24 protein-coding genes are annotated in these 22,282 nt (G+C 44.4%); 23 read left to right on the forward strand and 1 reads right to left on the reverse strand.

Annotation, left to right across the window (positions count from 1 at the left end):
- The first annotated feature begins 1 nt into the window (after position 1).
- The 22 genes from DFP97_RS05980 to DFP97_RS06095 all read left to right on the forward strand — a co-directional run bounded on the left by DFP97_RS05980 (position 2) and on the right by DFP97_RS06095 (position 21,134).
- Complete coding sequence (locus DFP97_RS05980) at positions 2 to 1,573, forward strand: response regulator (protein ID WP_114379069.1); 1,572 nt, start codon at positions 2 to 4, stop codon at positions 1,571 to 1,573.
- A 216-nt stretch (positions 1,574 to 1,789) separates the two neighbouring features.
- A complete protein-coding gene (locus DFP97_RS05985; protein WP_114379257.1) occupies positions 1,790 to 2,731 on the forward strand; it encodes an ABC transporter permease in 942 nt (313 codons plus the stop codon).
- Between the two features lie 15 nt (positions 2,732 to 2,746).
- The gene (locus tag DFP97_RS05990; protein WP_114379070.1) at positions 2,747 to 3,634 is read left to right on the forward strand and encodes a carbohydrate ABC transporter permease; all 888 of its coding nucleotides are present in this window, start codon (positions 2,747 to 2,749) and stop codon (positions 3,632 to 3,634) included.
- A 60-nt stretch (positions 3,635 to 3,694) separates the two neighbouring features.
- A complete protein-coding gene (locus DFP97_RS05995; protein WP_114379071.1) occupies positions 3,695 to 5,218 on the forward strand; it encodes an ABC transporter substrate-binding protein in 1,524 nt (507 codons plus the stop codon).
- 77 nt (positions 5,219 to 5,295) lie between these two features.
- Entirely contained in the window at positions 5,296 to 6,336 is a 1,041-nt protein-coding gene (locus DFP97_RS06000) for an alpha/beta hydrolase (RefSeq protein WP_114379072.1), read from the forward strand.
- 27 nt (positions 6,337 to 6,363) lie between these two features.
- The gene (locus DFP97_RS06005) at positions 6,364 to 8,874 is read left to right on the forward strand and encodes a glycoside hydrolase family 3 N-terminal domain-containing protein (RefSeq protein WP_114379073.1); all 2,511 of its coding nucleotides are present in this window, start codon (positions 6,364 to 6,366) and stop codon (positions 8,872 to 8,874) included.
- Positions 8,875 to 8,890: 16 nt separating this feature from the next.
- Positions 8,891 to 9,100 (forward strand): hypothetical protein, encoded by a 210-nt coding sequence (locus DFP97_RS06010; RefSeq protein ID WP_114379074.1) that lies wholly within the window; start codon positions 8,891 to 8,893, stop codon positions 9,098 to 9,100.
- Positions 9,101 to 9,191: 91 nt separating this feature from the next.
- Complete coding sequence (locus DFP97_RS06015; protein WP_342773250.1) at positions 9,192 to 10,682, forward strand: MDR family MFS transporter; 1,491 nt, start codon at positions 9,192 to 9,194, stop codon at positions 10,680 to 10,682.
- Positions 10,683 to 10,803: 121 nt separating this feature from the next.
- Entirely contained in the window at positions 10,804 to 12,363 is a 1,560-nt protein-coding gene (locus DFP97_RS06020) for an ABC transporter substrate-binding protein (protein WP_114379075.1), read from the forward strand.
- A gap of 374 nt (positions 12,364 to 12,737) precedes the next feature.
- Positions 12,738 to 13,043 (forward strand): hypothetical protein, encoded by a 306-nt coding sequence (locus DFP97_RS06025; RefSeq protein WP_114379076.1) that lies wholly within the window; start codon positions 12,738 to 12,740, stop codon positions 13,041 to 13,043.
- A 23-nt stretch (positions 13,044 to 13,066) separates the two neighbouring features.
- Complete coding sequence (locus tag DFP97_RS06030) at positions 13,067 to 13,747, forward strand: GNAT family N-acetyltransferase (RefSeq protein ID WP_114379259.1); 681 nt, start codon at positions 13,067 to 13,069, stop codon at positions 13,745 to 13,747.
- A gap of 75 nt (positions 13,748 to 13,822) precedes the next feature.
- Positions 13,823 to 14,143 carry a hypothetical protein gene (locus DFP97_RS06035; protein ID WP_114379077.1) on the forward strand — a complete coding sequence of 107 codons (321 nt, stop codon included), beginning with the start codon at positions 13,823 to 13,825 and terminating at the stop codon, positions 14,141 to 14,143.
- 351 nt (positions 14,144 to 14,494) lie between these two features.
- Positions 14,495 to 15,052: a helix-turn-helix domain-containing protein gene (locus tag DFP97_RS06045; protein ID WP_114379079.1), complete on the forward strand. Its 558-nt coding sequence runs from the start codon at positions 14,495 to 14,497 to the stop codon at positions 15,050 to 15,052.
- A gap of 185 nt (positions 15,053 to 15,237) precedes the next feature.
- Positions 15,238 to 15,795: a hypothetical protein gene (locus DFP97_RS06050; RefSeq protein WP_147275021.1), complete on the forward strand. Its 558-nt coding sequence runs from the start codon at positions 15,238 to 15,240 to the stop codon at positions 15,793 to 15,795.
- Entirely contained in the window at positions 15,780 to 16,091 is a 312-nt protein-coding gene (locus DFP97_RS06055; protein ID WP_114379081.1) for a GNAT family N-acetyltransferase, read from the forward strand. Before DFP97_RS06050 ends, DFP97_RS06055 begins: the two co-directional genes overlap by 16 nt.
- 679 nt (positions 16,092 to 16,770) lie before the next feature.
- On the forward strand, positions 16,771 to 17,337 hold the full coding sequence (locus tag DFP97_RS06065; protein WP_114379083.1) for a class I SAM-dependent methyltransferase: 567 nt from the start codon (positions 16,771 to 16,773) through the stop codon (positions 17,335 to 17,337).
- A gap of 76 nt (positions 17,338 to 17,413) precedes the next feature.
- On the forward strand, positions 17,414 to 17,701 hold the full coding sequence (locus DFP97_RS06070) for a hypothetical protein (RefSeq protein ID WP_114379084.1): 288 nt from the start codon (positions 17,414 to 17,416) through the stop codon (positions 17,699 to 17,701).
- A gap of 121 nt (positions 17,702 to 17,822) precedes the next feature.
- Complete coding sequence (locus DFP97_RS06075) at positions 17,823 to 18,050, forward strand: hypothetical protein (RefSeq protein ID WP_114379085.1); 228 nt, start codon at positions 17,823 to 17,825, stop codon at positions 18,048 to 18,050.
- Between the two features lie 190 nt (positions 18,051 to 18,240).
- Positions 18,241 to 18,702, forward strand: coding sequence for an SRPBCC family protein (locus DFP97_RS06080; protein ID WP_114379086.1), 462 nt, complete (start codon positions 18,241 to 18,243; stop codon positions 18,700 to 18,702).
- Positions 18,703 to 18,867: 165 nt separating this feature from the next.
- Complete coding sequence (locus tag DFP97_RS06085; RefSeq protein ID WP_114379087.1) at positions 18,868 to 19,941, forward strand: M42 family metallopeptidase; 1,074 nt, start codon at positions 18,868 to 18,870, stop codon at positions 19,939 to 19,941.
- Between the two features lie 129 nt (positions 19,942 to 20,070).
- Entirely contained in the window at positions 20,071 to 20,553 is a 483-nt protein-coding gene (locus tag DFP97_RS06090) for an NUDIX hydrolase (RefSeq protein WP_114379088.1), read from the forward strand.
- Between the two features lie 20 nt (positions 20,554 to 20,573).
- On the forward strand, positions 20,574 to 21,134 hold the full coding sequence (locus DFP97_RS06095; protein WP_181873369.1) for a nucleoside-triphosphatase: 561 nt from the start codon (positions 20,574 to 20,576) through the stop codon (positions 21,132 to 21,134).
- A 37-nt stretch (positions 21,135 to 21,171) separates the two neighbouring features.
- Here DFP97_RS06095 and DFP97_RS06100 read toward each other — a convergent pair whose 3' ends face one another.
- Positions 21,172 to 21,552 (reverse strand): SET domain-containing protein, encoded by a 381-nt coding sequence (locus tag DFP97_RS06100; RefSeq protein ID WP_114379089.1) that lies wholly within the window; start codon positions 21,550 to 21,552, stop codon positions 21,172 to 21,174.
- Between the two features lie 119 nt (positions 21,553 to 21,671).
- On the opposite strand from DFP97_RS06100, the gene DFP97_RS06105 reads away from it, so the two are divergent.
- A complete protein-coding gene (locus DFP97_RS06105; RefSeq protein ID WP_114379090.1) occupies positions 21,672 to 22,280 on the forward strand; it encodes a histidine phosphatase family protein in 609 nt (202 codons plus the stop codon).
- Positions 22,281 to 22,282: the final 2 nt, after the last annotated feature.

The following is a 22,282-nucleotide window of genomic DNA, read 5'->3' on the forward strand; positions in this document are numbered from 1 at the left end:
GATGTACCGACTATTAATCGTTGATGATGAAGCGTTTATCGCGAATGGGATTAAATCGAGTGTGGATTGGCAAAAGCTTGGCATCGTGAGTGTAGCCATAGCTAATAACCTTCGGCAAGCGAAGGAGTTGTTTGACAATCAGCCGGTTGACATGATGATTTGCGATATCGAGATGCCGCAAGGAAGCGGATTGGAGCTCTATGAATGGGTGAAGGAGCAGCACCCTCAAACGGAGTGCATCTTCCTGACCTGCCACGCCGACTTTCATTATGCCAAGAAGGCGCTCCAGCTCGGCAGCTTCGAGTATTTGTTGAAACCGGTTCCGCATGATGAGTTAAAGCTCGTCATGACGAAGTTAATTGAGAAAATCAGGAAGGAGCGGGAATCCGCCACCATGGTAACCGAGCGATTCTGGCAGGATGTGCTCAGCCAGGCGATTCCATCTTTTCCGGACAAAATCATGGAGATTATCGAGAAGCAGAAAATTCCGTACACCAGGTCAATGGGATTTCTGCCAGTCGTCATTAGCGTACAGCATTGGGAGAAGTCATTGACCGCCCGTGAGGCGCAAATTATGGAGTATGCGCTGCGCAACGCGTTGGAAGAGGTAGTCATTCAGCGCGGCTCGAACGCACAAATCGTCCGGATCAAACCAGACTACTTACTGATCGTTTTCTCGGAAGACCAGCCATCCTCAGATAGCTGCAGCACCAATCGCAATGATATTAGAAACCGCTGCCGGACGTTTATTGAGGTATGCAATCAATATTTGTATTGCCATCTGTCTTGTTATATCGGCAAACCAGTAAAAGCACATGAAGTGAGGGATATGGTTGATTCGTTGATAGCCTTCAAAAAGAATCAAGTCAATATCGTCGATCGTGTCATCTTCATTGATGAGCAGATAAAGAAAGAATCTCAGATTCCACTGCCTCCAATGAATGTGTGGTCAGAGCTCATCAAGCAAGGGAATAAGAAAAAATTGCTTGATGAGTCGCAGCAATTTCTGGATTCATGGAAGCGAATCGAGTGCTTGGGCGCCAAAGGCCTGCAGCAATTTTATCAAAGCTTTCTGCAAATGGTCCTGCATACGCTTCACCAGCAAGGGCTGCGCGCGGATGAAATTTTCTCGGATCATTTGTCGCCGGAGCGTGTTCTGTCGGCTACACGCAGCGTGAAGGATCTTCAGGATTGGGTAAGAGACGTTCTCGAGAAAGCGCTCGTCCATATTCAAGGGCTGGATTCGAGCGAGACGGTCGTGGAGAAGATCAAGCGGTATATCGCGCTTCATATTGACCAGGAGCTGTCGAGGCAATATATCGCTGACTATATCGGATTAAGCCCGGATTATATCGTTAAATTGTTCAAGAAAGAAACGGGTCTCTCGATATCTGACTATATTTTAAAGGAACGGATCAATCTTGCAAAGGAACTGCTGTCCATGACGGATACTACGATCAGCAATGTCGCGTTGGCAGTAGGCTTCTCTAACTTTTCCTATTTTTCCACGCTGTTTAAAAAAGAAGTATCGGTGACGCCCCAGGATTATCGCAAAGGCTGCCCATCGAAATAAGCGGTGCCGTTAGAGGTGTAGGGATCACCTTTAACGGCATTTTTTACTCTTCTTCGCATGTCGGAAACTCAAAAGTCGTATGTCGGATTCTAAGTAGTTGGTGCATTTACGATGCGTTAGTATTAGACCAAGCAAGAAAATAAATGAAGCCAAAGGTGGTCGAGACCCGTGCAAGCCCATTCAGAGACGCGGATTCAAGAAATGAAGCAGGTCTCAATGAAGAAGAAGAAGATATCGACTTTTGCTGTTGAGCTCAAAAAGGTGAGGAAATACAGAGCGCTTGTGCTAATGGCGTTGCCCGGCTTGCTGTATTTGCTCATCAACAACTATTTGCCGATGTTCGGCATCGTCATCGCGTTTAAGGACATCAATTTTGCGAAGGGTATTTTCGGCAGTGATTGGGTCGGACTCAAAAACTTCGAGTATTTGTTTAAAACGACGGATGCTTACATCATTACAAGGAATACGCTGCTGTACAATATTACTTTCATTCTCTTAAATACGGGGATTGCCATTGCGCTGGCGATTATGCTGAACGAAATCCGCAAACGGTATTTATCGAGAATGTACCAGACATTGATCCTTCTTCCATTTCTGATATCCATGGTTATCGTGGGCTATCTGGTGCTCGGATTCCTGGATGTCGAGAACGGATTTATGAACAAGATCTTGCTTCCCATGTTAGGTCTGGATCCGATTTCCTGGTATAGTGAAACGAAGTATTGGCCTTGGATCTTAACGATCGTGAGCGTATGGAAGGGTGTCGGCAATTTATGCATCATCTACTTGGCTGCGATCATCGGCATCGATAACGAGTATTATGAGGCTGCCACGATTGATGGCGCCAACAGATGGCAGCAAATCCGGAAGATCATGATTCCGCTTATTGCTCCGGTTATTACGATTATGACTTTGCTCGCGATCGGACGGATATTCTACTCCGACTTCGGCTTATTCTATCAAGTGCCGCTTAACACAGGCGTACTTATGCCGGTAACGAACACAATCGATACGTATGTATACCGTGCATTAATTAACCTGGGCGACATCGGGATGTCCTCTGCAGCCGGCTTGTACCAAGCATTTGTCGGATTTATTCTGGTCATCATATCCAATGCCGTCGTGAGAAAATATAACAAAGACAACGCGCTGTTCTAGAAAGGGGGAAATTCTATGCAATCCGGCAAGTTCTATCAATGGATAATTAACATTATCATGCTGGTCTTCACATTTTTCTGCATCATGCCGTTCTGGCTGCTGTTCTCCGCTTCTCTTACCGACGATATGGAAATCGTCCGCAGCGGATATGCCTTTTTTCCTGATAAAATAACTTTCAGCGCGTACGAGCATTTGATGAACAGCTCCTCTGATATCTTCCGTGCTTACGGCATCACAATCTTCGCGACCGTGGTCGGCACGGCAGTAGGACTTGCGCTTACGGCGATGGTAGCTTATCCGCTGTCGCGAGTAGAAATGCCTTTCAAAAATACGCTGGCCTTCTACGTATTTTTTACAATGCTGTTCCACGGAGGGCTTGTACCGACGTACTTGCTGTATACGAATTATTTTGACTTGAAAAATACGATGCTGGCTTTGATTATTCCCGGCTTGCTAATGAACGGTTTTTTCATTATCCTGATGCGGACTTTTTTTGCAACCTCCATCCCGACAGCCATTATCGAATCGGCCTATATCGATGGAGCGAAGGAATGGAAGATTTTCTGCGGCATCGTATTGCCGTTGTCAACACCGGTGCTGGCTACGGTAGGCTTGTTCTACACGATCCTTTACTGGAATGACTGGTTCAACGGCTTGATCTATATTACCGACAGCCAGTACTATAGTCTTCAGAACCTGTTGAACCGAATTTTGCTGGACGTTCAGTTTTTGCAGTCTTCAACGCAAGCAGGCAGCCGGAGCGCTGAAATCGCCGCGAATATTCCGCTTGCATCCATGCGGATGGCGATGGCTGCCATCGGGGTCATTCCGCTGCTGATCGCGTATCCATTCTTCCAAAAGTATTTCGTGAAGGGCCTTACGATCGGAGCTGTTAAAGGGTAGGCTATTTCCGGAGCTTACATCCGGATTAGATAGATAATGATTTATAACTGAAGGGGTAGGATGAAATTGAAAAGAAAAACATTCAAGACGTTTGCACTGCTGTTATTTGCTGTAATGATGCTGATGACGGGCTGCGCATCGAAAGAGAACAATTCCGCGGGCACTTCGGAGGGAAGCGGAAGCGATTCCGGGTTAGATTCCTATGAATTAACGATGGTTTTCCCGGCGGGCGGAGAGCCGAAGGACTTGGTGGCCGTGCAGGACGAGATCAACAAAATTACGAAAGAGAAAATCAACACGACCGTAAAGCTAATTCCGATTGGCTGGGGGGCTTGGTCCCAGCAAACGACTCTGATGCTTTCGGGCAACGAGAAGGTCGACCTGATCGTCAGCGGCCTTGGCACGTACAGCCAGCAAGTATCCAAAGGCCAGCTACTTGAGCTCGACGGGTACCTGGCTGAGCAAGGACAAGGTATTAAGGAGGCGCTTGACATTCTTGATCCGGCTTTCCTGAATGCCACACGAATCGAAGGCAAAGTTTACGGCGTTCCGAGCATCAGGGATTTGGCGGCAGATTACGGCATTTCAATGCGTAAAGATTTGGTCGACAAATATAAAATCGATATTACAGCTATTAAATCGTTGGATGACTTGGATGCCGTTTTCCAAACGATCAAGGAAAATGAGCCAGGCATCATACCGACGGTGAAGTACGGGAATTCCATCATCGATACTTACTCAGGCAGCTACTTTGATAACTTGGGTGACGGCTTCGGCGTGCTTCCGGGTTATGACAACGGTCTTAAAGTCGTGAACATGTATGAGACGCCGGAGTATGCACAGCTGCTGAATACGGTGAGACGATGGTATCAAGCAGGCTATATTGCCAAGGATGCCGCTACAAGCACGGAGACCCAATACAATTTGGTGAAGGCCGGCAAAGCGTTTTCGTTTATCTCTCATATGAAGCCAGGCATTGAAAAACAAGAATCAAGACTGACAGGTACGGAGATGGTGTCGATTCATTTGAGGCCAGCCGCTACTACGACGTTTAATATCACTTCCTTCATGTGGAGTATCGCCAGAAACTCGGAAAACCCGGAAAGAGCAATGATGCTGCTCAATCTGATGTTTACCGATAAAGACATTATCAATTTATTTGACTATGGTGTTGAAAGCAAGCATTACGCGAAGGTGTCCGATAACATGATTGATTTCCCTGAAGGCGTGAATGCGGCGAACTCCGGCTATAACCTGCAGATGGGATGGTTGTTCGGCAACCAATTTCTGTCCCACATTTGGAACGGGGATGATCCGGAGCTTTGGAACAAGCTTGCTGCGTTTAACAAAAACTCCTTAAAGTCAAAAGCGCTCGGCTTTACCTTCAATGCTGATGCGGTCAAAACGGAGATCGCGGCGGTCACGAACGTGTCGAATCAATACAAAATCGCGTTGGAAACGGGAACCGTAGACCCAATGAAGCAATTGCCGGAATTTATTAAAGCATTGAAGGCAGCGGGAATTGACAAGATCATTGCCGAGAAGCAGAAGCAGCTTGACGCTTGGGCGGCATCAGGCAAGTAATTTAGAAATGTTGAAGGGGCGGTGCAGACATGCGGATGGACCGCCCTCTAAATACCTGATAAAAGGCGGGAGTGTTAATGGAAATCGTAACGAAAAAAATTCCTGATTCCAATGCTGTTGGTGAGCTGGATCCGAGGGTATATGAAATATTAAGTCAAAATAAACGCAATTTCGATGAAGGCGGCATGCTTTTCATGCCGGAGTCAGAATCTGCCCCAGTGAGCTTTCCTATTGAGCGGCTCAGGGCTCTCATGGGTTGGGCGAACACGGATGTCACCCGTACGGATATCCAAACTGTGTACAAGGAAATTATCGGAACAAATGGCAGCATTCACGTACGTATCTATTCACCGTCTTCAGAAGGAATACACCCTTGCATCTTGTTTTTCCACGGCGGCGGCTTCATAGGAGGAAGTCTGGAAACGGTCGAAAATCCGTGCAAAGCTTTGGCGGAAAAAGCGAATGCCGTTGTAGTCTCCGTCGACTATCGCTTAGCTCCGGAGCATGCCTTTCCCGCAGGGCTTACCGACTGCTTCGATGCCGTGGAATGGGTGTTCCTTCATGCCGCTGAGATCGGCATAAATCCTGGGCAAATTACCGTTTGCGGCGATAGCGCGGGAGGAAATCTGGCGACGGTATGCGCGATGATGGACAGGGACCGCGGTACCGGCATGATCAATTTTCAAGCGCTCATTTATCCGACGGTCAACATGGCGGGCATCCAAACCGAGGATTTTGAATGGAGTATCGATCAATACACCATTAATAACCATCGGGAGCTCATCATTCCTGCCGTTGAAGGGTTAAAGCAGGGAGGCAGTTTCTTTCACGACATGTATTTACAAAAGCAAACGGACCCGGGGCATCATTATGTTTCGCCTTTGCTTGCCGACGATTTAACGGGATTACCAGAGGCACTTGTCATCGTCGCAGAGTACGACTACCTACGCCTGGAAGGTGAAGCGTACGCACGCAAGCTGTCTCGGTCGGGCGTTCAAACCAAGCTCATCTGTTATAGCGGCATGGATCACGCATTCATCGATAAAATTGGATTGTATCCGCAAGCGGAGGATTGTATGGTAGAAATCGCAGAGGCAATCAAGAGGCGATTCTCTTAATCAGAAAATGAGGGGCGAGGTTGAACGATGATCGGAATTTGGCATAGCATAGTTACTTTGGGGCAACAGAAATCGAAATATATTTTTGTGATTGAAGAAAATGATGGATATTCCTTAACGGTATCAGCCGAGCCGATGCCTTTGCCAATTGAGATTACCGAGCTCTCGGTTGAGGATAAACGTTTGAAAGCGGCAGGATGTTCAATGTTCATGCCGGGTGAGACAATCTCCATTGATTTGACATTCGGGGAAAGCGTTTTCGCAGGTACGCTGAAGCTTCCGTACGCCGGTGAAATCACCTTGAATGGCGCAAGTGGAAGAGGACCTTCGCTATCGGAGGATTTAATCGAGGAAGTTGCTCCCTATCGGAAATCAAACGTACAGGGTCGCTCCGACGATGACATTAAGGGGGAAGTCGAGCAGCTGCTGGAGCGGATGTCACTGGTTGATAAAATCGGTCAGATGAGCCAATGTCTCGCGTCCGCTTTCTCGTTTGGAGGGGATGTGGACTCCGAACCGCCGGAGAAGCTGGTTGCCGATGGCAAAGTCGGGTCCATCCTGGGCGCGTTCGATATCAGGCGCGTATTCGAGCTGCAGAAAATCGCGGTAGAGCAATCTCCGCTGCGTATCCCGCTTCTTTTCAACGCGGACGTTATTCACGGCCATCAAACGATTTTTCCGGTCCCGTTGGCATGGTCCTGCAGCTGGGATATGGAGGAAATTAAACGGGCCTGCGCCATTGCTGCCAAGGAAGCTGCCGCTTCAGGCATTACTTATAATCATGCGCCGATGGTCGACATTACCCGGGATGCGAGATGGGGACGCGTTGTCGAGGGAGCAGGCGAAGATCCGTACCTCGGAAGCGAGATTGCGAAGGCGCAGGTCGAAGGGTTCCAAGGCGGAAGCCTCTTTGATCCGGAGACGATCATTGCTTGCTTGAAGCACTTTATTGCTTATGGAGCAGCGGAGGCGGGCCGGGACTATAACACGGTTGATATCTCCGAAGGGACCCTGCGCAATGTCTATCTGCCACCTTTCCGAGCGGGGCTTGAAGCAGGAGCGGGTTCCGTTATGAACGCTTTTAACATTTACCAAGGCGTTCCCGTGGCGGGCAATTCTTATTTGCTAAGGAACCTATTACGGGATGAGCTTGGATTTGAAGGCATGCTTATTTCCGATTACGGGGCTATCGATGAGATCGCCATACACGGCGCAGCCAAGGATGGAAAAGAGGCGGCAAAGCTTGCGCTCGACGCCACGATGGATATTGAAATGGTGACCCGGCAATTTTACGATCATCTCCCGTCACTCATCGAGGAAGGCGCCGTGCAGGAAGCGCAGCTTGATGCTGCGGTGCGACGGATTTTAACCTACAAATTCAAAATTGGACTTATGGATGATCCTTTCCGTTATGTAAGACCAGAGAAAGAGATTGAGTTTCATTTCAGCGCGGAGCATTTGGAGGCAAGCCGGGAGCTTGCCCGCAAGTCGATTGTGCTGCTGAAGAATGATGGCGTGCTTCCGATAAAGCAAGACCGGAAAATAGCGGTCATTGGTCCTTTTGCAAGCAGCAAGGATTTACTCGGCCCATGGCAGTTTTCCCGGTACGGCAATGAAACCGTCACTTTAGCGAACGGGCTGCGGGATAAAGGCGTCGAGCTGCTACTCGCGGAAGGCTGTAAAGTAACGGAGGAAATCGCAGGCGGATTTAAGAAAGCGATCGAACAGGCCAAGCAAGCCGATGTAGTCATACTGGCGTTGGGCGAAAATAGCGACATGTCCGGGGAAGCCGCCAGTCGGATGGATATTGGGCTGCCAGAGGTACAGCTTCGATTGGCGGAAATGGTCGTCGGGCTCGGTAAACCGACCGTGCTGGTGCTGACGGGCAGCAGGCCGCTCGTGCTGGATTGGTTCGATAAACATGTAGATGCCATCGTCGAAACCTGGTTCCTCGGTTCGCAAGCGGGGCATGCCATTGCAGATGTGCTCCTTGGCGATTATAATCCATCCGGGAAATTGACAATGAGTTTTCCATACAAGGTTGGGCAGGCGCCTGTCTATTATAATCATTTTATGACGGGCAGGCCGGTGACCGAGGAAAATCGCACTCAGAAGTTTATATCCAAATATTTAGACGGACCTAATGAGCCGCTGTATCCTTTCGGTTACGGTCTCAGTTATACGACATTTACCTATTCAGAAATACGGTTGGATAAGGTTCACTTATCAGGATCGGATGCGATCAACCTTACTCTTTCCATTACGAATACGGGAACCGTTCCGGGAGAAGAAATCGTTCAGCTTTATATCCAGGATCTGTATGGAAGCTCCGTCCGTCCCGTGAAAGAACTAAAAGGGTTTCGCAAGGTGCGGTTGAACGCCGAAGAGAGCAAGGAAGTCCGCTTTACGATTACGGAAGCCGATTTGAAATACTACTTGGCTGACGGGAGCTATAAGGCGGAGCCCGGAGAATTCAAAGTGTATGTCGGTCCGAATTCCAGGGATGTGCAGGAATCCAAATTTGAGCTGGTAAAATAAAGGAGGTTATTAATCAATGACTACGACGATGAATAGAGACATTTCACAATTACTCAATCAGAATCCGGTGGAGGATGCGATGGACGGAGATGCGGCCGAAATGGGGATGGCCATGTTCATGAGCATGCCGGCACGCGGGTTGGTTTGGATCAGTAAAGGGGAGATTACCGAGCAGAAACTGGATGAGATTCTTGCAGATCTGAACAAAGAAAAAAATAACGAATAAGACCTTCATGTCCGGTGAGATTACCGGAGGCCGTCAGTGAGCGGAATGCTCCGTGCTGACGGCCTTTTGCATAATGAGAGGAGAAAGTCACGTGGATATATCAAACGTACCTGACCATAAGGAATCGGCCTTCGGGAGCAATGGCAACCGATTAATCGTGTTCGTAATGGTGCTTGGGGTTTTTGTCGCGATTTTGAACGAAACACTGCTCAACGTGGCGCTGACGCCGATTATGAACGATCTCGGCATATCGCCGACTACCGCCCAGTGGTTGACTACCGGCTATTTGCTCGTCATTGCTGTGCTTATACCGGCTACCGCCTTATTAATACAACGTTTTACGACAAGGGGGTTGTTTCTATCTGCTATGGGAATGTTTGCAGCCGGCACTCTCGTGGCGGCGATTGCCCCCGGTTTTGCCGTTCTATTTGCCGGAAGGTTAATTCAAGCGGCGGGAACAGGGATTCTATTTCCATTGCTGACAAATGTCGTATTGGCTATTGTTCCTTTTCATAAAAGAGGAGCTGCCATGGGTACGATCGGGATCGTCATAACATTTGCGCCGGCGATCGGCCCAACGTTATCCGGACTGATTGTAGCAAACTACAGCTGGCGGGTGTTGTTTTACAGCGTGATGCCGATTGCTGCTTTCGTTATGGTCTTTGCGTACATACGGTTGAAAAATGTGACGGAATCGGGCAACCGCAAGGCCGATCCGCTGTCGATGCTCCTATCCACGCTTGGTTTTGGCGGGATCGTGTACGGCTTCAGCAGCGCAGGGGAAGGACACGGAGGATGGTCGGATCCAGGAGTGCTCTGGCCGATTGCAGTGGGAGGTTGTGCGCTCGTTTTCTTCTGCCGCCGGCAGCTGACGATGCGGCAGCCGATGCTGGATTTAAGAACATTTAAATTCGGCATGTTTAGCCTCTCTGTCATGATTATGATGGTTGTCATGATGGCGATGTTTTCGACAATGATGCTGGTTCCGATATTCCTTCAGAATGCGCTGGGCTACACACCGCTGCATGCAGGTTTAGTCATGCTTCCGGGCGGCATCGTAATGGGGATTATGTCGCCGATAACCGGCAGATTGTTTGACCGATACGGGGCCAGATGGCTGGCGGTTACCGGTCTTTCGCTTATGGCGGTCACATTGAGCGGGTTTGGCTTCATGAAGCCTACCATTTCCTATTTGACGATAACCTCCCTAAATACGCTGTTCATGCTAGGCATTTCCATGCTGATGATGCCGGTTATGACGAACGGCTTGAACGGGCTTCCGAGAAGGCTGTATCCGCACGGCACGGCCATTGCCGGTACGCTCCAGCAGGTTGGCGGAGCAATTGGGATGGCGCTGCTGGTAACGGTCATGACGACTGGTTCCAGCCGTTTTGCGGCGAATAATGCGAGCGTTATTTCGGACTCTGATTTGTTTGCGCTGGCGATGACAGCAGGCATGAGGCAGGCTTTTTTGCTGGCATTCGCCCTCGTAGTGCTTGCCTTGCTGACGGCCGTTTTATTTCTGAAGCGCTCGACTCCTCCGGCTGGAGAGGGAGAGAGCAGGACGGTTGCCGTTCATTAATTAGTAGATACGACGGAAAATCAAAATCGGTAGGTCGGAAATCTGAAAGTTAGATTGCGAGTTTTCATCTATTCTACTAAGTGTATACGCTTTCATTAAATTAAATAGGGAGGTCACAGCAATGACGAAGAACAGAAATGCGGCAAAATCGATTCTATTGTTAGCTTTGGCATTTACCATGTTGATCACAGCATGCAGCAATGGAGGCAGCAACGGCAAAAGCAGCACCAATTCCGGGAACGACGGAGCAGCTTCGGAGGGTCAAAGCAGTAACGGCAATGGTGAATTAAAGCCTGTCGAGCTCGTAATGGTATTCCCAGTTGCCGGCGAACCGAAGGATTTCAAGCTGGTTTCGGACGAAATTAATAAAATGACCAAGGAAAAAATCAATGCGACGGTAAAGCTGATTCCGATCGGCTTCGGCGCTTGGTCTCAGCAAAAAACGCTGATGATGTCGGGTAATGAGCAGGTAGACCTGATCTTGAGCGGACTCGGAACCTATAGCCAGGACGTGGCTAAAGGGCAGTTCCTTGAGCTTGACGGCTATTTGGCTGAGCAAGGGCAAGGGGTAACGGAAGCGCTTGATTCTCTTGATCCGGCGTTCTTGCATGCCACAAGAATTGATGGCAAAATATACGCCGTTCCGAGCATCAGGGATTTGGCCGCGGACTATGGAATTACGATGCGCAAGGATTTGGTTGATAAATATAACATCGATACGACCGCGATTAAATCGCTGGACGATCTGGATGCTGTTTTCAAAATCATTAAGGACAATGAGCCGGGCCTCATTCCGACGGTCAAGTACGGAACATCCATTATTGATATTTACGTAGGAAGCTTCTTTGATACCTTGGGTGATGGATTTGGCGTGCTTCCGGGCCATGATAACGGCCTAAAAGTTGTGAACATGTATGAGACACCTGAATATGCAGAGATGCTGAATACAGTCAGAAGATGGAATCAAGCGGGCTACATTGCAAAGGATGCTGCTACGAGCACAGAGACGCAGTACAATTTGGTCAAGTCCGGCAAGGCTTTCTCGTTTATATCCCATATGAAGCCGGGTATTGAGACACAAGAATCAAGAACGACAGGAAAGGAAATGGTGTCGATACATTTCAGACCAGCGGTTACAGCGACGTCCAACATTACATCAATTATGTGGAGTATCGCAAGAAGCTCGAAGGATCCGGAGAGAGCGATGATGCTGCTCAACATGATGTACACCGATAAAGACTTCATTAATCTGCTTGATTACGGGATTGAAAACAAGCATTACGTGAAAGTGTCTGATAATGTCATCGATTACCCGGAAGGCGTTGATGCAACGAATTCCGGCTACAACCTGCAAATGGGATGGATGTTCGGGAACCAGTCCCTATCCCACATTTGGAACGGGGATGACCCGGAGCTTTGGAATCAGCTGGCGGAGTTTAACAAAAACGCAATAAAATCGAAAGCGCTGGGCTTCACCTTTAACGCCGATGCGGTTAAAACGGAAATCGCGGCGGTAACGAACGTGCAGAACCAGTATAAAGTTGCTTTGGAAACGGGAACGGTTGATCCTGTGTCCAAGCTGCCTGAATTCATTAAACAGTTGAAAACAGCGGGGATCGATAAGATCATCTCCGAGAAACAAAAGCAGCTTGACGCGTGGGCGGCTGCGAGCAGTAAGTAAATGTAACACTGAATAACTTATAAACGGTTTCTTCCTTCGTATGATTGGAAGAAACCGTTTTTTATTTTACTGATGTGATTGACAACTTTTCGATCTTAAACGTGGATAGATGTAAATATATGGTGTAGACTAAACAATACTTAAATTAATTCAGAAAGGAAGTGTGTCTCATAACTGAATCATCAGGATTTTCGATGTTTGAGTTGTTACCTACTTTAATGTTCATTTTTAAAGGTGTCTTTATGCTGCTTGGAATTACATGTCTCTACCTGTTCATTAAACTAGCAATTCGAGGAATTCAAGCGCTGGATATTTATCTGGATGAAAAGAGAAATAGACGATTGTGATAATCTGATTAAGGTAGGTGATTTTTCGTGTATGAGCATGGTTATTTCAATCCTGAAAACTACACAGGAAATCATTTGCATGTAGACAATTGGAAAGATGAGTGTACTCCCTTTATTGAGGCAATTGCTTGGGTCAGAGAGGATGGAACAATGGATTTATTTTTTAATGATTTTGCAGATGACAAGGAATATCAATCATTGTTCGGTGATAAAGAGCATCATTATAACGAATTTATGGGAATATTCATTAGCAATGTTAAAACAAATGAAGAAGCGTATGAAAAGTTTTGTAATTGGATTGACGAAGTGTTATATCCATATAGGAAAAAATAGGAGGATTTATGAAGGGGGAAAGCATGCATAACGAATTTGAACTGATGAATATTCAAGCAGAGGTTCTATTTGCTCACGATTCTTTGGGGAGAATAACAAAAGTTAATGAGTTCGAAGGTCATCCAGCCCCCCGGCTTTTTTGGGGAAAAACAAAAAAAGGCAATGTTCTGAGGTTTCGCGGGGATGTTCCAAGTGACATTGCAAATAAAATGATAGAAATAATAAATAATAGCGATGATACAAACATAGTGTTGGCAAAGATTATTAATGAATTAGAACAACAGACAAAAATAAGTAGTATATGGATGGGCCCAGCTTATGTTTTTGAGGATTATAAGGTAGGAGCTAGTCAGGCTGTAAAGGTAACAAATGATAATAGAGAATATTTAGAGCCAGGATTCAAAAAATTATTGACCGAATTAAAGTATCGGGAACCGTGTTATATGGTAATTGAGGATAATAAAGCAGTCTCTGTGTGCTTTAGTGCGAGAAATACGGATAGAGCGGCAGAAGCGGGCATTGAAACATTGGAAGAATATCGCGGCAAAGGATATGCCATAGCAGTTGCATCAGCATGGTTGGCTGCAGTACACGTATCAGGGAAAGTAGCCCTTTACAGCACCTCCTGGGATAATTACGCTTCACAAGCAGTGGCAAAGCGTCTCCAACTTACCCTCTACGGTACAGATATATCTATATACTGAATAAATTCACTACAGAATTTTTAGATGGGTCTAAATTAAAGTAAAATGACAGTTTTTTGGGGGAGGGGATGAGCGATGTCGTCGGATGTACAAAATAATCTTCAACGTATAGTTCGAGAGCTGGGTGTAGATGACATAGTTGCATTACTTAGTGAACGAATATCAGGAGCCGATTTTAATACCCTGCTGCTTGAGGTATTTAGAGAGAAAACTAATAAGTCGTCACCAAGTGCGACCAACCTCTTAGCTTTGCATATCAGTGACTTGATAAAGTCGCAAAAAATAGCAACCGAGAAGATTTTATCCGCTTATCAACAACTCACAGACATGTCAGGGCTCAATATTTTGGAAACGAACCCGGGATGCTCCCCCACTTTCATTTGTTTTGTATGGTAACAGCTGGTATAGATCAAGGTTCTTATCAATTTGAAAAACAATCCTTTTGGGAGCATATTAAGGTATATCAGGATATTTTCCGTTCTTTGTTCAGTTCTGATATCAAGGTTGTGCTTAATGGCCGTCTTGGTTATAAGGACACTGATGGGCTATTACAAAAAATCATGCAGTATGGGGAAAAGCATTCGATTAAAGTAACCCTATCTATAAAGGAGCCTAATAAAGAAAATCGGTATTATAAGGGGCTTCAATTTTCTGTCATTATTTAATATTGTCACTTGTTGACGATTAAACAACGTATAGTTATGATAAACTTGATTGAACAATATGACACGGGAGAGAGCCTTACAGATGGAACTTGGAGATAAAATTAAAAAGCTGCGGAAAGAGCAAAATCGGAGTTTGACAGAGATAGCCGATATTTGCGGGTTTTCTAAAAGCTTATTGTCTAAAATAGAGAACGGTAAGACGATGCCGCCCATTTCAACCCTAATCAAAATCGCCGATGCCTTAGGGACTAAAGTTTCAATACTTTTAGATGATCAACAGCAATCAGGCACGATTTATACAACGGAGGTACAAAGCCAATCGAAATTAGTAAAAACGGAAAAAGGCTACTCCTTTTTTGCTTTTGCCGTCGAAAGAGAAGACAAACTGATGCAGCCGTTTCTTTTTGTTTCAAGGAAAGATGAACATGACAGCAGGCATGTTTTCAGCCACAACGGTGAAGAGTTTATATATATTCTAGAGGGCAAAATGAATTATAAAGTCGGAAACGTGGAATACACATTAAATCCAGGAGATTCACTATACTTCGATTCGATTGAAAAACACAGCTTGAGTCCAATTACGAATGAGGTAAAATATGTGGCTGTGTTTACTCAATCCAAGCCTGGTCCTCAACAGTAAATTGTCAGAGGAATCTAGAACGATCCCCAAGGGAACAAGAGTTGAATAAAAGCTGTCGGCAGTGTTCAGTCGGCAGCTTTGCTGCGTTTTCGGGAGATTAGATCAACTATAATAGTTCTTTACCTGTCGGAAGCCAGAATGTTTGATATCATATTTGATATCATTTGACAAGGGAGAGGATTTCGATGGTAGTTCGTCCATATAGTCCAGAGTTAGAGGAAAGTGTTATGAAGTTAAGTCCTAAGGCATATATGCTTTTTAAACATAACAAAGATTATGAACATCAGAAGATGAGTTGTGTGTTCAACGAAGAAGGAAATTTAATCGCTGTGGGCTACTTACGTCATAGAATTGCTGATGATCATGATGTAATGGAATTTGTGATGGAGGTAAGTGAAAATGCTCACGAGCATATTTTTGAAATAAGAATGGCTTTGTATCCTTCATTAGTTGACATCTGCCACGCTATTCGTAATCCTGAAGCGATAACCAAGTTGGTTGCATGGGATGATTTTGATGGCGACCGTGAATTTTACATACAACAAGGCTTTTCCTCTTATCAAACGTATTATTTCGCTAAGCGGTCGCTTGATAACTTCATTCCTGAAGTCAATACACCAATTAGTGTAGAGGTTTATCATAATCCGTTGGAAACAAAAGAAGAAAGAGTTGCATACACCAAAGTTGAGAACAATATTATCAAGGTGTTCTACATAGAAGCGTCAATATGCTGGAATGGATGATGGGGGGACCAGAACTTCATACCATTTCGGCTTTTGAAGGCAATGAGCTAGTTGGAAGTGTCATGTGTTGGCAAACAGGTGCAATTGAAAGGTTATTCGTAATTCCACGTTGGCGGAATAAAGGACTAGGTGAGATTCTCGTTGCTAAGGCTTTTGAATATCACCTTAAAAATGGAAGAATCAATGTAGAGACGTTGGTAAATGAACAAGATGAGGAAGGTAAGCTTTTATTGGAGTCTATGGGTTACAGCTTTCCTGTGAAGCTTGAACTTTTGGCATTGGACATTCAATCGTGAAAAGGATTAATCCACGTGAGGGCCAGAATTTCTTCCTTAGAGAAAGAATTCTGGCTGAAAGAATTCTGGCTTTTCATTTTAAACCTAGAACTAGCTGCTAGGATGATAAAGCTACCGTGGCTTGTATCGGCGTCTTTTTGAGCTTTTGGCCGAGACAGTACCGGAATCCGAAGCGTTCTCTTCATTCTGATCCGATTCGTCAGTGCTGGAGGAACCGCTTCCGTTGGTGGAAACCGAGGTTTCTTTGATGTTTATGGTTGCGACATTCCCAAATATTATCGTGCCTTCGTTGTTAACAATGATGACCCTTCCAGGCTGGCATCCCATATAAGCTCAGCATCCCTTTCATTCGTCACTATGGAAGCTGCAAAGATAGTATCTGCTGCTCACTCTCTATTCTATGAAGAGAGAGTATTAGAGGTATTGGCTTTTCGTAGTGTTACAAGAGCCTTTTTTGCCGGCGAATATGATCAACTCCGATAGTTACGTTCTGGAAGACACATTAGCCGTTTTATCTAACTACGACCCAGACCGAGGAGTATTTGGGGTCCACCAAAAATTCAATGAAATGCTCTTTGGCAACAAAAGCGCTTAATTTATAACTTACAGGTAATGATCGTTCATTAACGAAAGGGCTGCAGGGTGGCAGCCTTTTCTAACGGGTAGGAGAGCTTCTGTAATGATAGATACTCCAAAGGATGCATTAAGAGTAGTAATTGGTTCTGGGGAATATAACAATAATCCCGAGTGGATTCAAACTCAGGAATCAGAATTAGATTTATTAAAAAGAGATGAATGGGTAAATCGTTTTCTACCAAATACGATTTCGGCAATATTGGCAGAGCATGTCTGGGAACATTTAACCTATCATGAGGGTATTGAAGCCGCAAAGATTTGTTTTGAATTCCTAGAGCCAGGCGGTTATGTACGTTGTGCTGTTCCTGATGGTTTTTTTCAAGATGAAGATTATCAAAAAGGTGTACAAGTAGGTGGACCTGGTCCCGCAGATCACCCCGCAGCCAGCCACCAAATTGTCCTTAACTATAAAACAATAACTTCAATATTTGAATCGGCTGGATTTGAAGTTAATTTGTTGGAATATTGTGATGAATATGGAGCATTTCATTACAAAGAATGGGATGAAATAATGGGTTTTATATATCGTTCCAAACGTTTTGACCAGAGGAATCAGAATGGTAAACTAGGTTTTGTTTCTCTTATCATTGATGCTAAAAAACCACTTTAAATCGGACAAGAGAATATTACTTTATCCTCACCTGTCAGTATTCCTAACATAGTATGTAGGAAGGTGGTGATGATAAATGACCTTTACACTTACAGACTGGATGATCTACACGATGTGGGCCATATTTGGATTAATGATCATTGATTTTATTATTTCCTTTGCCAAATCATTTTGGGAAGGCACTTTCAATACAACTTTTTTGGATTATTTGAAGGATATCCTATTTTATGTCCTGCCCTTGAACGTTATTATATCCATGATTCCAATTGATCCTACGGGTTGGATTCTTGTGAGTGTATATTTCGTTGGCGGGATTTCTGTCATTCTAAAGTATGTATTGGATATCAAAAAAAGATTCCAATAAAAAAGCCTTCCTAGATGGAAGGTTTTTTTATCCCCCCTGAAAAATTGGGATTACATCGAATTATTATGAGGTGGAATGTTTGTTACAACAATCCAAAATCACGTGATATTAGGAGTGTACCATGCAGGGTGATATTGAATTAGCGACAGAAAAAATTGAGCAGCTTAATTTTCGCAATCAAAGAGCTATGATGGAATTGATAAAAAGAAGTTTGAAGTTAAATGATGATGAGTTTACTAAAGAATTGCTCTTAGCTTACGCTCATCAAAACCCTATACATATTTTGGAAGTAGCAGTTGCTCTGCAATACGAAGAAATCATTAAGGCGTTGCCTGATAAATTTACTTAGCCACTAAACACAGCGTGAACCAGTCCTTTTTAAGGGACTGGTTTTTTAATAAATTAAAATTACAATTATTTACATTATGGACGGTCTGTAATCTGGTGAGTGACAGTTTACTTAAGCTGACCAATTTCAAAGAGATTATATGTTATATACTATGATATAAGGAACCTTTAACGATGAAAGGAGAACCATGATGGAAATCCTGAATGATGTACTCGTTGCAAAGGCAGAAATGCTTATCAGAAAACCGGTTGAGGAGGTGTTTGAGGCTTTTATCGACCCTGCGATTACTTCAAAGTTCTGGTTCACAAAAAGCAGCGGAAGATTAGAAACGGGAAAACGTGTCCAGTGGGATTGGGAGATGTACGGTGCTTCTGCAGCCGTTGATGTAATAGAAATCGAGGAAAACAAGCGAATCCTCATCGATTTTGGCACTACGGTCGAGTGGATTTTTACTTCTCGGGCAGAGAACGAAACTTTTGTTGCGATTACTAACACAGGATTTAAAGGAGATGGGGCTGACATTGTAAAGCAAGCCCTAGATTCAACGGAAGGATTTACGATTGTTCTTTGCGGTCTAAAGGCGCTACTTGAGCACGACATTATCTTGAATCTCGTTTCGGATAAGGCTCCTGATGCCCATGTTGAACGTTAGATTGCCATTAATTAAAAATCAAAACGGCACCATTGGACTGCCGTTTTTTTGATTGCATTTCAGAAAGGAATTTCTTTCCTGTTAGCGAATGATTAAAGAAGACGGCAGCGCTTAAAACTCACATTAACGATACTCTTATTTCAAAACAAGGAGTGAATATCTCATATGGATGAAATGACGCAGATGATGAAGCAGCTGACGGAAACCGACGGAGTACCAGGGCACGAACGCGAAGTGCGTACGATCATGCAGGAATATTTGCAGCCTTTAAGCGACGAAATTGTCAAAGATCGGCTTGGAGGTGTGTTGGGTAAAAAAACGGGTCGGGCTGACGGTCCAAAAGTGCTTCTCGCCGGTCATCTGGATGAAATTGGATTTATGGTGACGCAAATTACATCCAAAGGATTTCTCCGCTTTCATCCACTTGGGGGATGGTGGCCTCATAACGTACTGTCCCAGCGTGTTAAAGTAAAAACCCGTAAAGGCGAATATACAGGCATTATCGGTTCGAAAGCTCCGCACGTGTTAAAAAAGGAAGAACGCGAAAAAGTAATGGAACTTAAGGATCTTTATATCGACATCGGTGCGAAGGATGAAGAAGATGCCAAAGAAATGGGCGTCCGTCTCGGCGATTGGATCGTTCCCGTATCCGATTTCACAACTATGCGTGGCGGCGAACTGTGGGTGGGCAAAGCGCTGGATAATCGGGCGGGCTGCGCGCTAGCGGTAGAAGTTCTTAAAAGGCTAAAAAACGCAGATCATCCCAACATCGTATACGCAGGAGCGACCGTCCAGGAAGAAGTGGGCTTGCGCGGTGCCGGGACGGTTGCGAATCTGGTGGAGCCGGATATTGCTTTCGCACTTGATGTAGGTATTGCGTACGATACTCCCGGAAACGAATCACAGCACATGACCTGCAACGTCGGAGACGGACCGTTGGTGCTGCTGTTTGATGCCACTATGGTACCTCACGCCGGATTACGTGATTTCGTGATGGATACCGCTGAAGAGATCGGCATCAAGGTGCAGGTGGACGCCTTGTCTGGGGGCGGTACGGATGCTGGCAAATTTCATACGAGCGGGGTCGGCTGTCCTTCCCTTGTAGTCGGTTTTGCCACCCGATATATTCATAGCCATAATGCTATTATGTCAAAAAGCGACTTCGATCAAGCCGCTGCACTGCTGACAGCTGTTATCAACAAGCTCGATCGGGACAAAGTAAATGAATTGATCGGATAATTACAGCAAATATCCGAATGCTGTCCTCTCAAATTCGATAAGCCGGAATCTCTGCTAAAGAAATTCCGGTTTTGATTTGATTGGAGCTGCGGTTATCGAATATTAACTTTATGTTTGGGGGTAATAAGAATGGCAATGCCAACACATATTGTAGCGGTAGGTGGAATCGTAGAAAATGAACAAGGAAATATTCTGTTAGTGAAGACACATGATGGCGGGTGGGTCTTCCCTGGTGGACAGGTGGAAGTCGGAGAAAATCTAATGGATGCATTAAGTAGAGAAATAAAAGAGGAAAGCGGAATAGACGCAGTTGTTTCCTACTTGATTGGTGTATATTCAAATACAGGAGTTTATAAATGGCATGACGGTGTTACTGATGTCCCTACTAAAGTAATGTTAGATTATGTGTGCAAGCCCGTCGGTGGAGAATTGTGTACTTCGGAAGAAACATCCGAAAGTCGCTGGGTAGCAAAGGATAAGGTGCTTAATATGGTTACAGCGCAAGCTATTCGTACCCGCTATCAAGCTTACTTGGATTTTGATGGAAATATAAATTATATGGCATATGAAACTAGTCCTAAGTTTGAACTAAAACTGAAAAGGACTGTATAGAAAGGGGAACCTTAAGACATATGATGTACGAAAAAATTTTTTTTCTTACCGGTAAACCTCGTATGGGTAAAACAACTTTGATTAAAAAGATTATAAATGAAATTGGTCCTGATAATTGCGGGGGCTTTTATACAGAGGAAATACGAGATGCCAGAGACCGAACCGGTTTTAAATGTGTAACCCTTGCAGGAGAAAGTCAAGTAATTGCTAACGTAGAGAGTAACAGTTCTCTTAAAATTGGTAGATATGGTATCGACATAAGTAACTTCGAAAACGTGGCTTTAAAGTCTATACAGGACTCTTTAAAGTCGAAAAAAGTAACAGTTATCGATGAAATCGGATTTATGCAAATGCTTTCCATTCCTTTTCAACAAATGATTTATAAAGTAGTTTCGGAAAATCATCACATTGTACTAGGTACAATTCCTTTAGATAGCCATCCAGAAATAGACAAAATTAAAAGGCTTCCTGGGGTGAAAATCATCAATGTCAACGAAGAAAACCGTGATTTTATAGCTGAGGTTGTAGTAAAAGATATTTTGAAGGCTGCCGACGGCAACGAATCGGCGACCTTCTTCTGAAAAGATAGCTTGATACAAAAAGATTGAAATTGCATTTTCAATCTTTTTTAGTAAACCATAACGGATCGTCGCAGTCGACATCACCATTGTAGTTTATAAGTATCTCATCCCCTGCTTTTATGTCTGTATAGGCATAGAAGTCAAATGTGTGATTGTCAAAGTTGATGTCATAGGTGGCATTAGGCTGATACGAATGGTTAAACAAACTGCCATATCCTAAGAGGATGGCTGTGTGATTAGCACCATACTCGAACACATAATCTGAAAGTATTGTTTTCTCTATATAATCATGGTCCTCATTAGGATAAGGAATGACAGGTGCTTCATGTATAAGTTCACCTTTTTGTATATCACGAGTCGCAAATACTCCTCTTTTGAACTCTCCTTTACTCAATTTGGAAATTTTTATCTCAATCATGCTAGTCACCTTCGCGTTCTTTAGTCTATGGAGTTTTTGATCAACTGTTAGTATTGGAAAGATTCATTTTAACTCACCATCGGTAAAACAGCAATATTTAGAAGAAATTGGAGGGTAAAATGTTAACTTTGTATATAACACGACATGGCGAAACGGAATGGAATATTCAAAAAAGGATGCAAGGTTGGTCAGATTCTGAACTAACCCAAAAGGGCATAGAAAATGCTATTTCTCTTGGAAACCGTTTAATGGATGTAAATTTTACAGCAATATATTCAAGTCCAAGCAGAAGAACTGCAAAAACATCTAAACTAATTCGGGGTGATAGAGAAATACCAATAACTTTTGACGATCAACTTAGAGAGATAAATATGGGTTATTGGGAAGGTAAGACACAAACATACATAAAGGATAATTACCCGAATGAATATCAAGCTTTTTGGGAAATGCCACACCTTTTTAAGCCTTGTGGCGGAGAAAGTTTTGATACTTTTATGGACAGGGTATTTAGCGTGTTTGATAAGATTATTTCGGAAAATAAAAAGGGCAGTGTCTTAGTTGTAACACATTCGGTGGTTATAAAGGCAGTATTATCTTCCTTTAAAAGGTTACCTCTCGAAAAGTTATGGGAACCTCCATTTATCAACGGTACTAGCCTGACTATTGTAGAGATAGCTGATACAGGTGAAAGCACAATCAAACTAGAAGGCTGCACTTTACATGCATAAAA

Origin of the sequence: Paenibacillus prosopidis (genome assembly GCF_003337375.1) — a bacterium.
GTDB lineage: Bacteria > Bacillota > Bacilli > Paenibacillales > Paenibacillaceae > Pristimantibacillus > Pristimantibacillus prosopidis.

Coding starts and splice junctions, on each gene's coding strand:
- DFP97_RS05980 (WP_114379069.1), top strand. CDS start 2: ATGTACCGACTATTAATCGTTGATGATGAAGCGTTTATCGCGAATGGG.
- DFP97_RS05985 (WP_114379257.1), top strand. CDS start 1,790: ATGAAGAAGAAGAAGATATCGACTTTTGCTGTTGAGCTCAAAAAGGTG.
- DFP97_RS05990 (WP_114379070.1), top strand. CDS start 2,747: ATGCAATCCGGCAAGTTCTATCAATGGATAATTAACATTATCATGCTG.
- DFP97_RS05995 (WP_114379071.1), top strand. CDS start 3,695: ATGAAATTGAAAAGAAAAACATTCAAGACGTTTGCACTGCTGTTATTT.
- DFP97_RS06000 (WP_114379072.1), top strand. CDS start 5,296: ATGGAAATCGTAACGAAAAAAATTCCTGATTCCAATGCTGTTGGTGAG.
- DFP97_RS06005 (WP_114379073.1), top strand. CDS start 6,364: ATGATCGGAATTTGGCATAGCATAGTTACTTTGGGGCAACAGAAATCG.
- DFP97_RS06010 (WP_114379074.1), top strand. CDS start 8,891: ATGACTACGACGATGAATAGAGACATTTCACAATTACTCAATCAGAAT.
- DFP97_RS06020 (WP_114379075.1), top strand. CDS start 10,804: ATGACGAAGAACAGAAATGCGGCAAAATCGATTCTATTGTTAGCTTTG.
- DFP97_RS06030 (WP_114379259.1), top strand. CDS start 13,067: ATGCATAACGAATTTGAACTGATGAATATTCAAGCAGAGGTTCTATTT.
- DFP97_RS06035 (WP_114379077.1), top strand. CDS start 13,823: ATGTCGTCGGATGTACAAAATAATCTTCAACGTATAGTTCGAGAGCTG.
- DFP97_RS06045 (WP_114379079.1), top strand. CDS start 14,495: ATGGAACTTGGAGATAAAATTAAAAAGCTGCGGAAAGAGCAAAATCGG.
- DFP97_RS06050 (WP_147275021.1), top strand. CDS start 15,238: ATGGTAGTTCGTCCATATAGTCCAGAGTTAGAGGAAAGTGTTATGAAG.
- DFP97_RS06055 (WP_114379081.1), top strand. CDS start 15,780: ATGCTGGAATGGATGATGGGGGGACCAGAACTTCATACCATTTCGGCT.
- DFP97_RS06065 (WP_114379083.1), top strand. CDS start 16,771: ATGATAGATACTCCAAAGGATGCATTAAGAGTAGTAATTGGTTCTGGG.
- DFP97_RS06070 (WP_114379084.1), top strand. CDS start 17,414: ATGACCTTTACACTTACAGACTGGATGATCTACACGATGTGGGCCATA.
- DFP97_RS06075 (WP_114379085.1), top strand. CDS start 17,823: ATGCAGGGTGATATTGAATTAGCGACAGAAAAAATTGAGCAGCTTAAT.
- DFP97_RS06080 (WP_114379086.1), top strand. CDS start 18,241: ATGGAAATCCTGAATGATGTACTCGTTGCAAAGGCAGAAATGCTTATC.
- DFP97_RS06085 (WP_114379087.1), top strand. CDS start 18,868: ATGGATGAAATGACGCAGATGATGAAGCAGCTGACGGAAACCGACGGA.
- DFP97_RS06090 (WP_114379088.1), top strand. CDS start 20,071: ATGGCAATGCCAACACATATTGTAGCGGTAGGTGGAATCGTAGAAAAT.
- DFP97_RS06095 (WP_181873369.1), top strand. CDS start 20,574: ATGATGTACGAAAAAATTTTTTTTCTTACCGGTAAACCTCGTATGGGT.
- DFP97_RS06100 (WP_114379089.1), bottom strand. CDS start 21,552: ATGATTGAGATAAAAATTTCCAAATTGAGTAAAGGAGAGTTCAAAAGA.
- DFP97_RS06105 (WP_114379090.1), top strand. CDS start 21,672: ATGTTAACTTTGTATATAACACGACATGGCGAAACGGAATGGAATATT.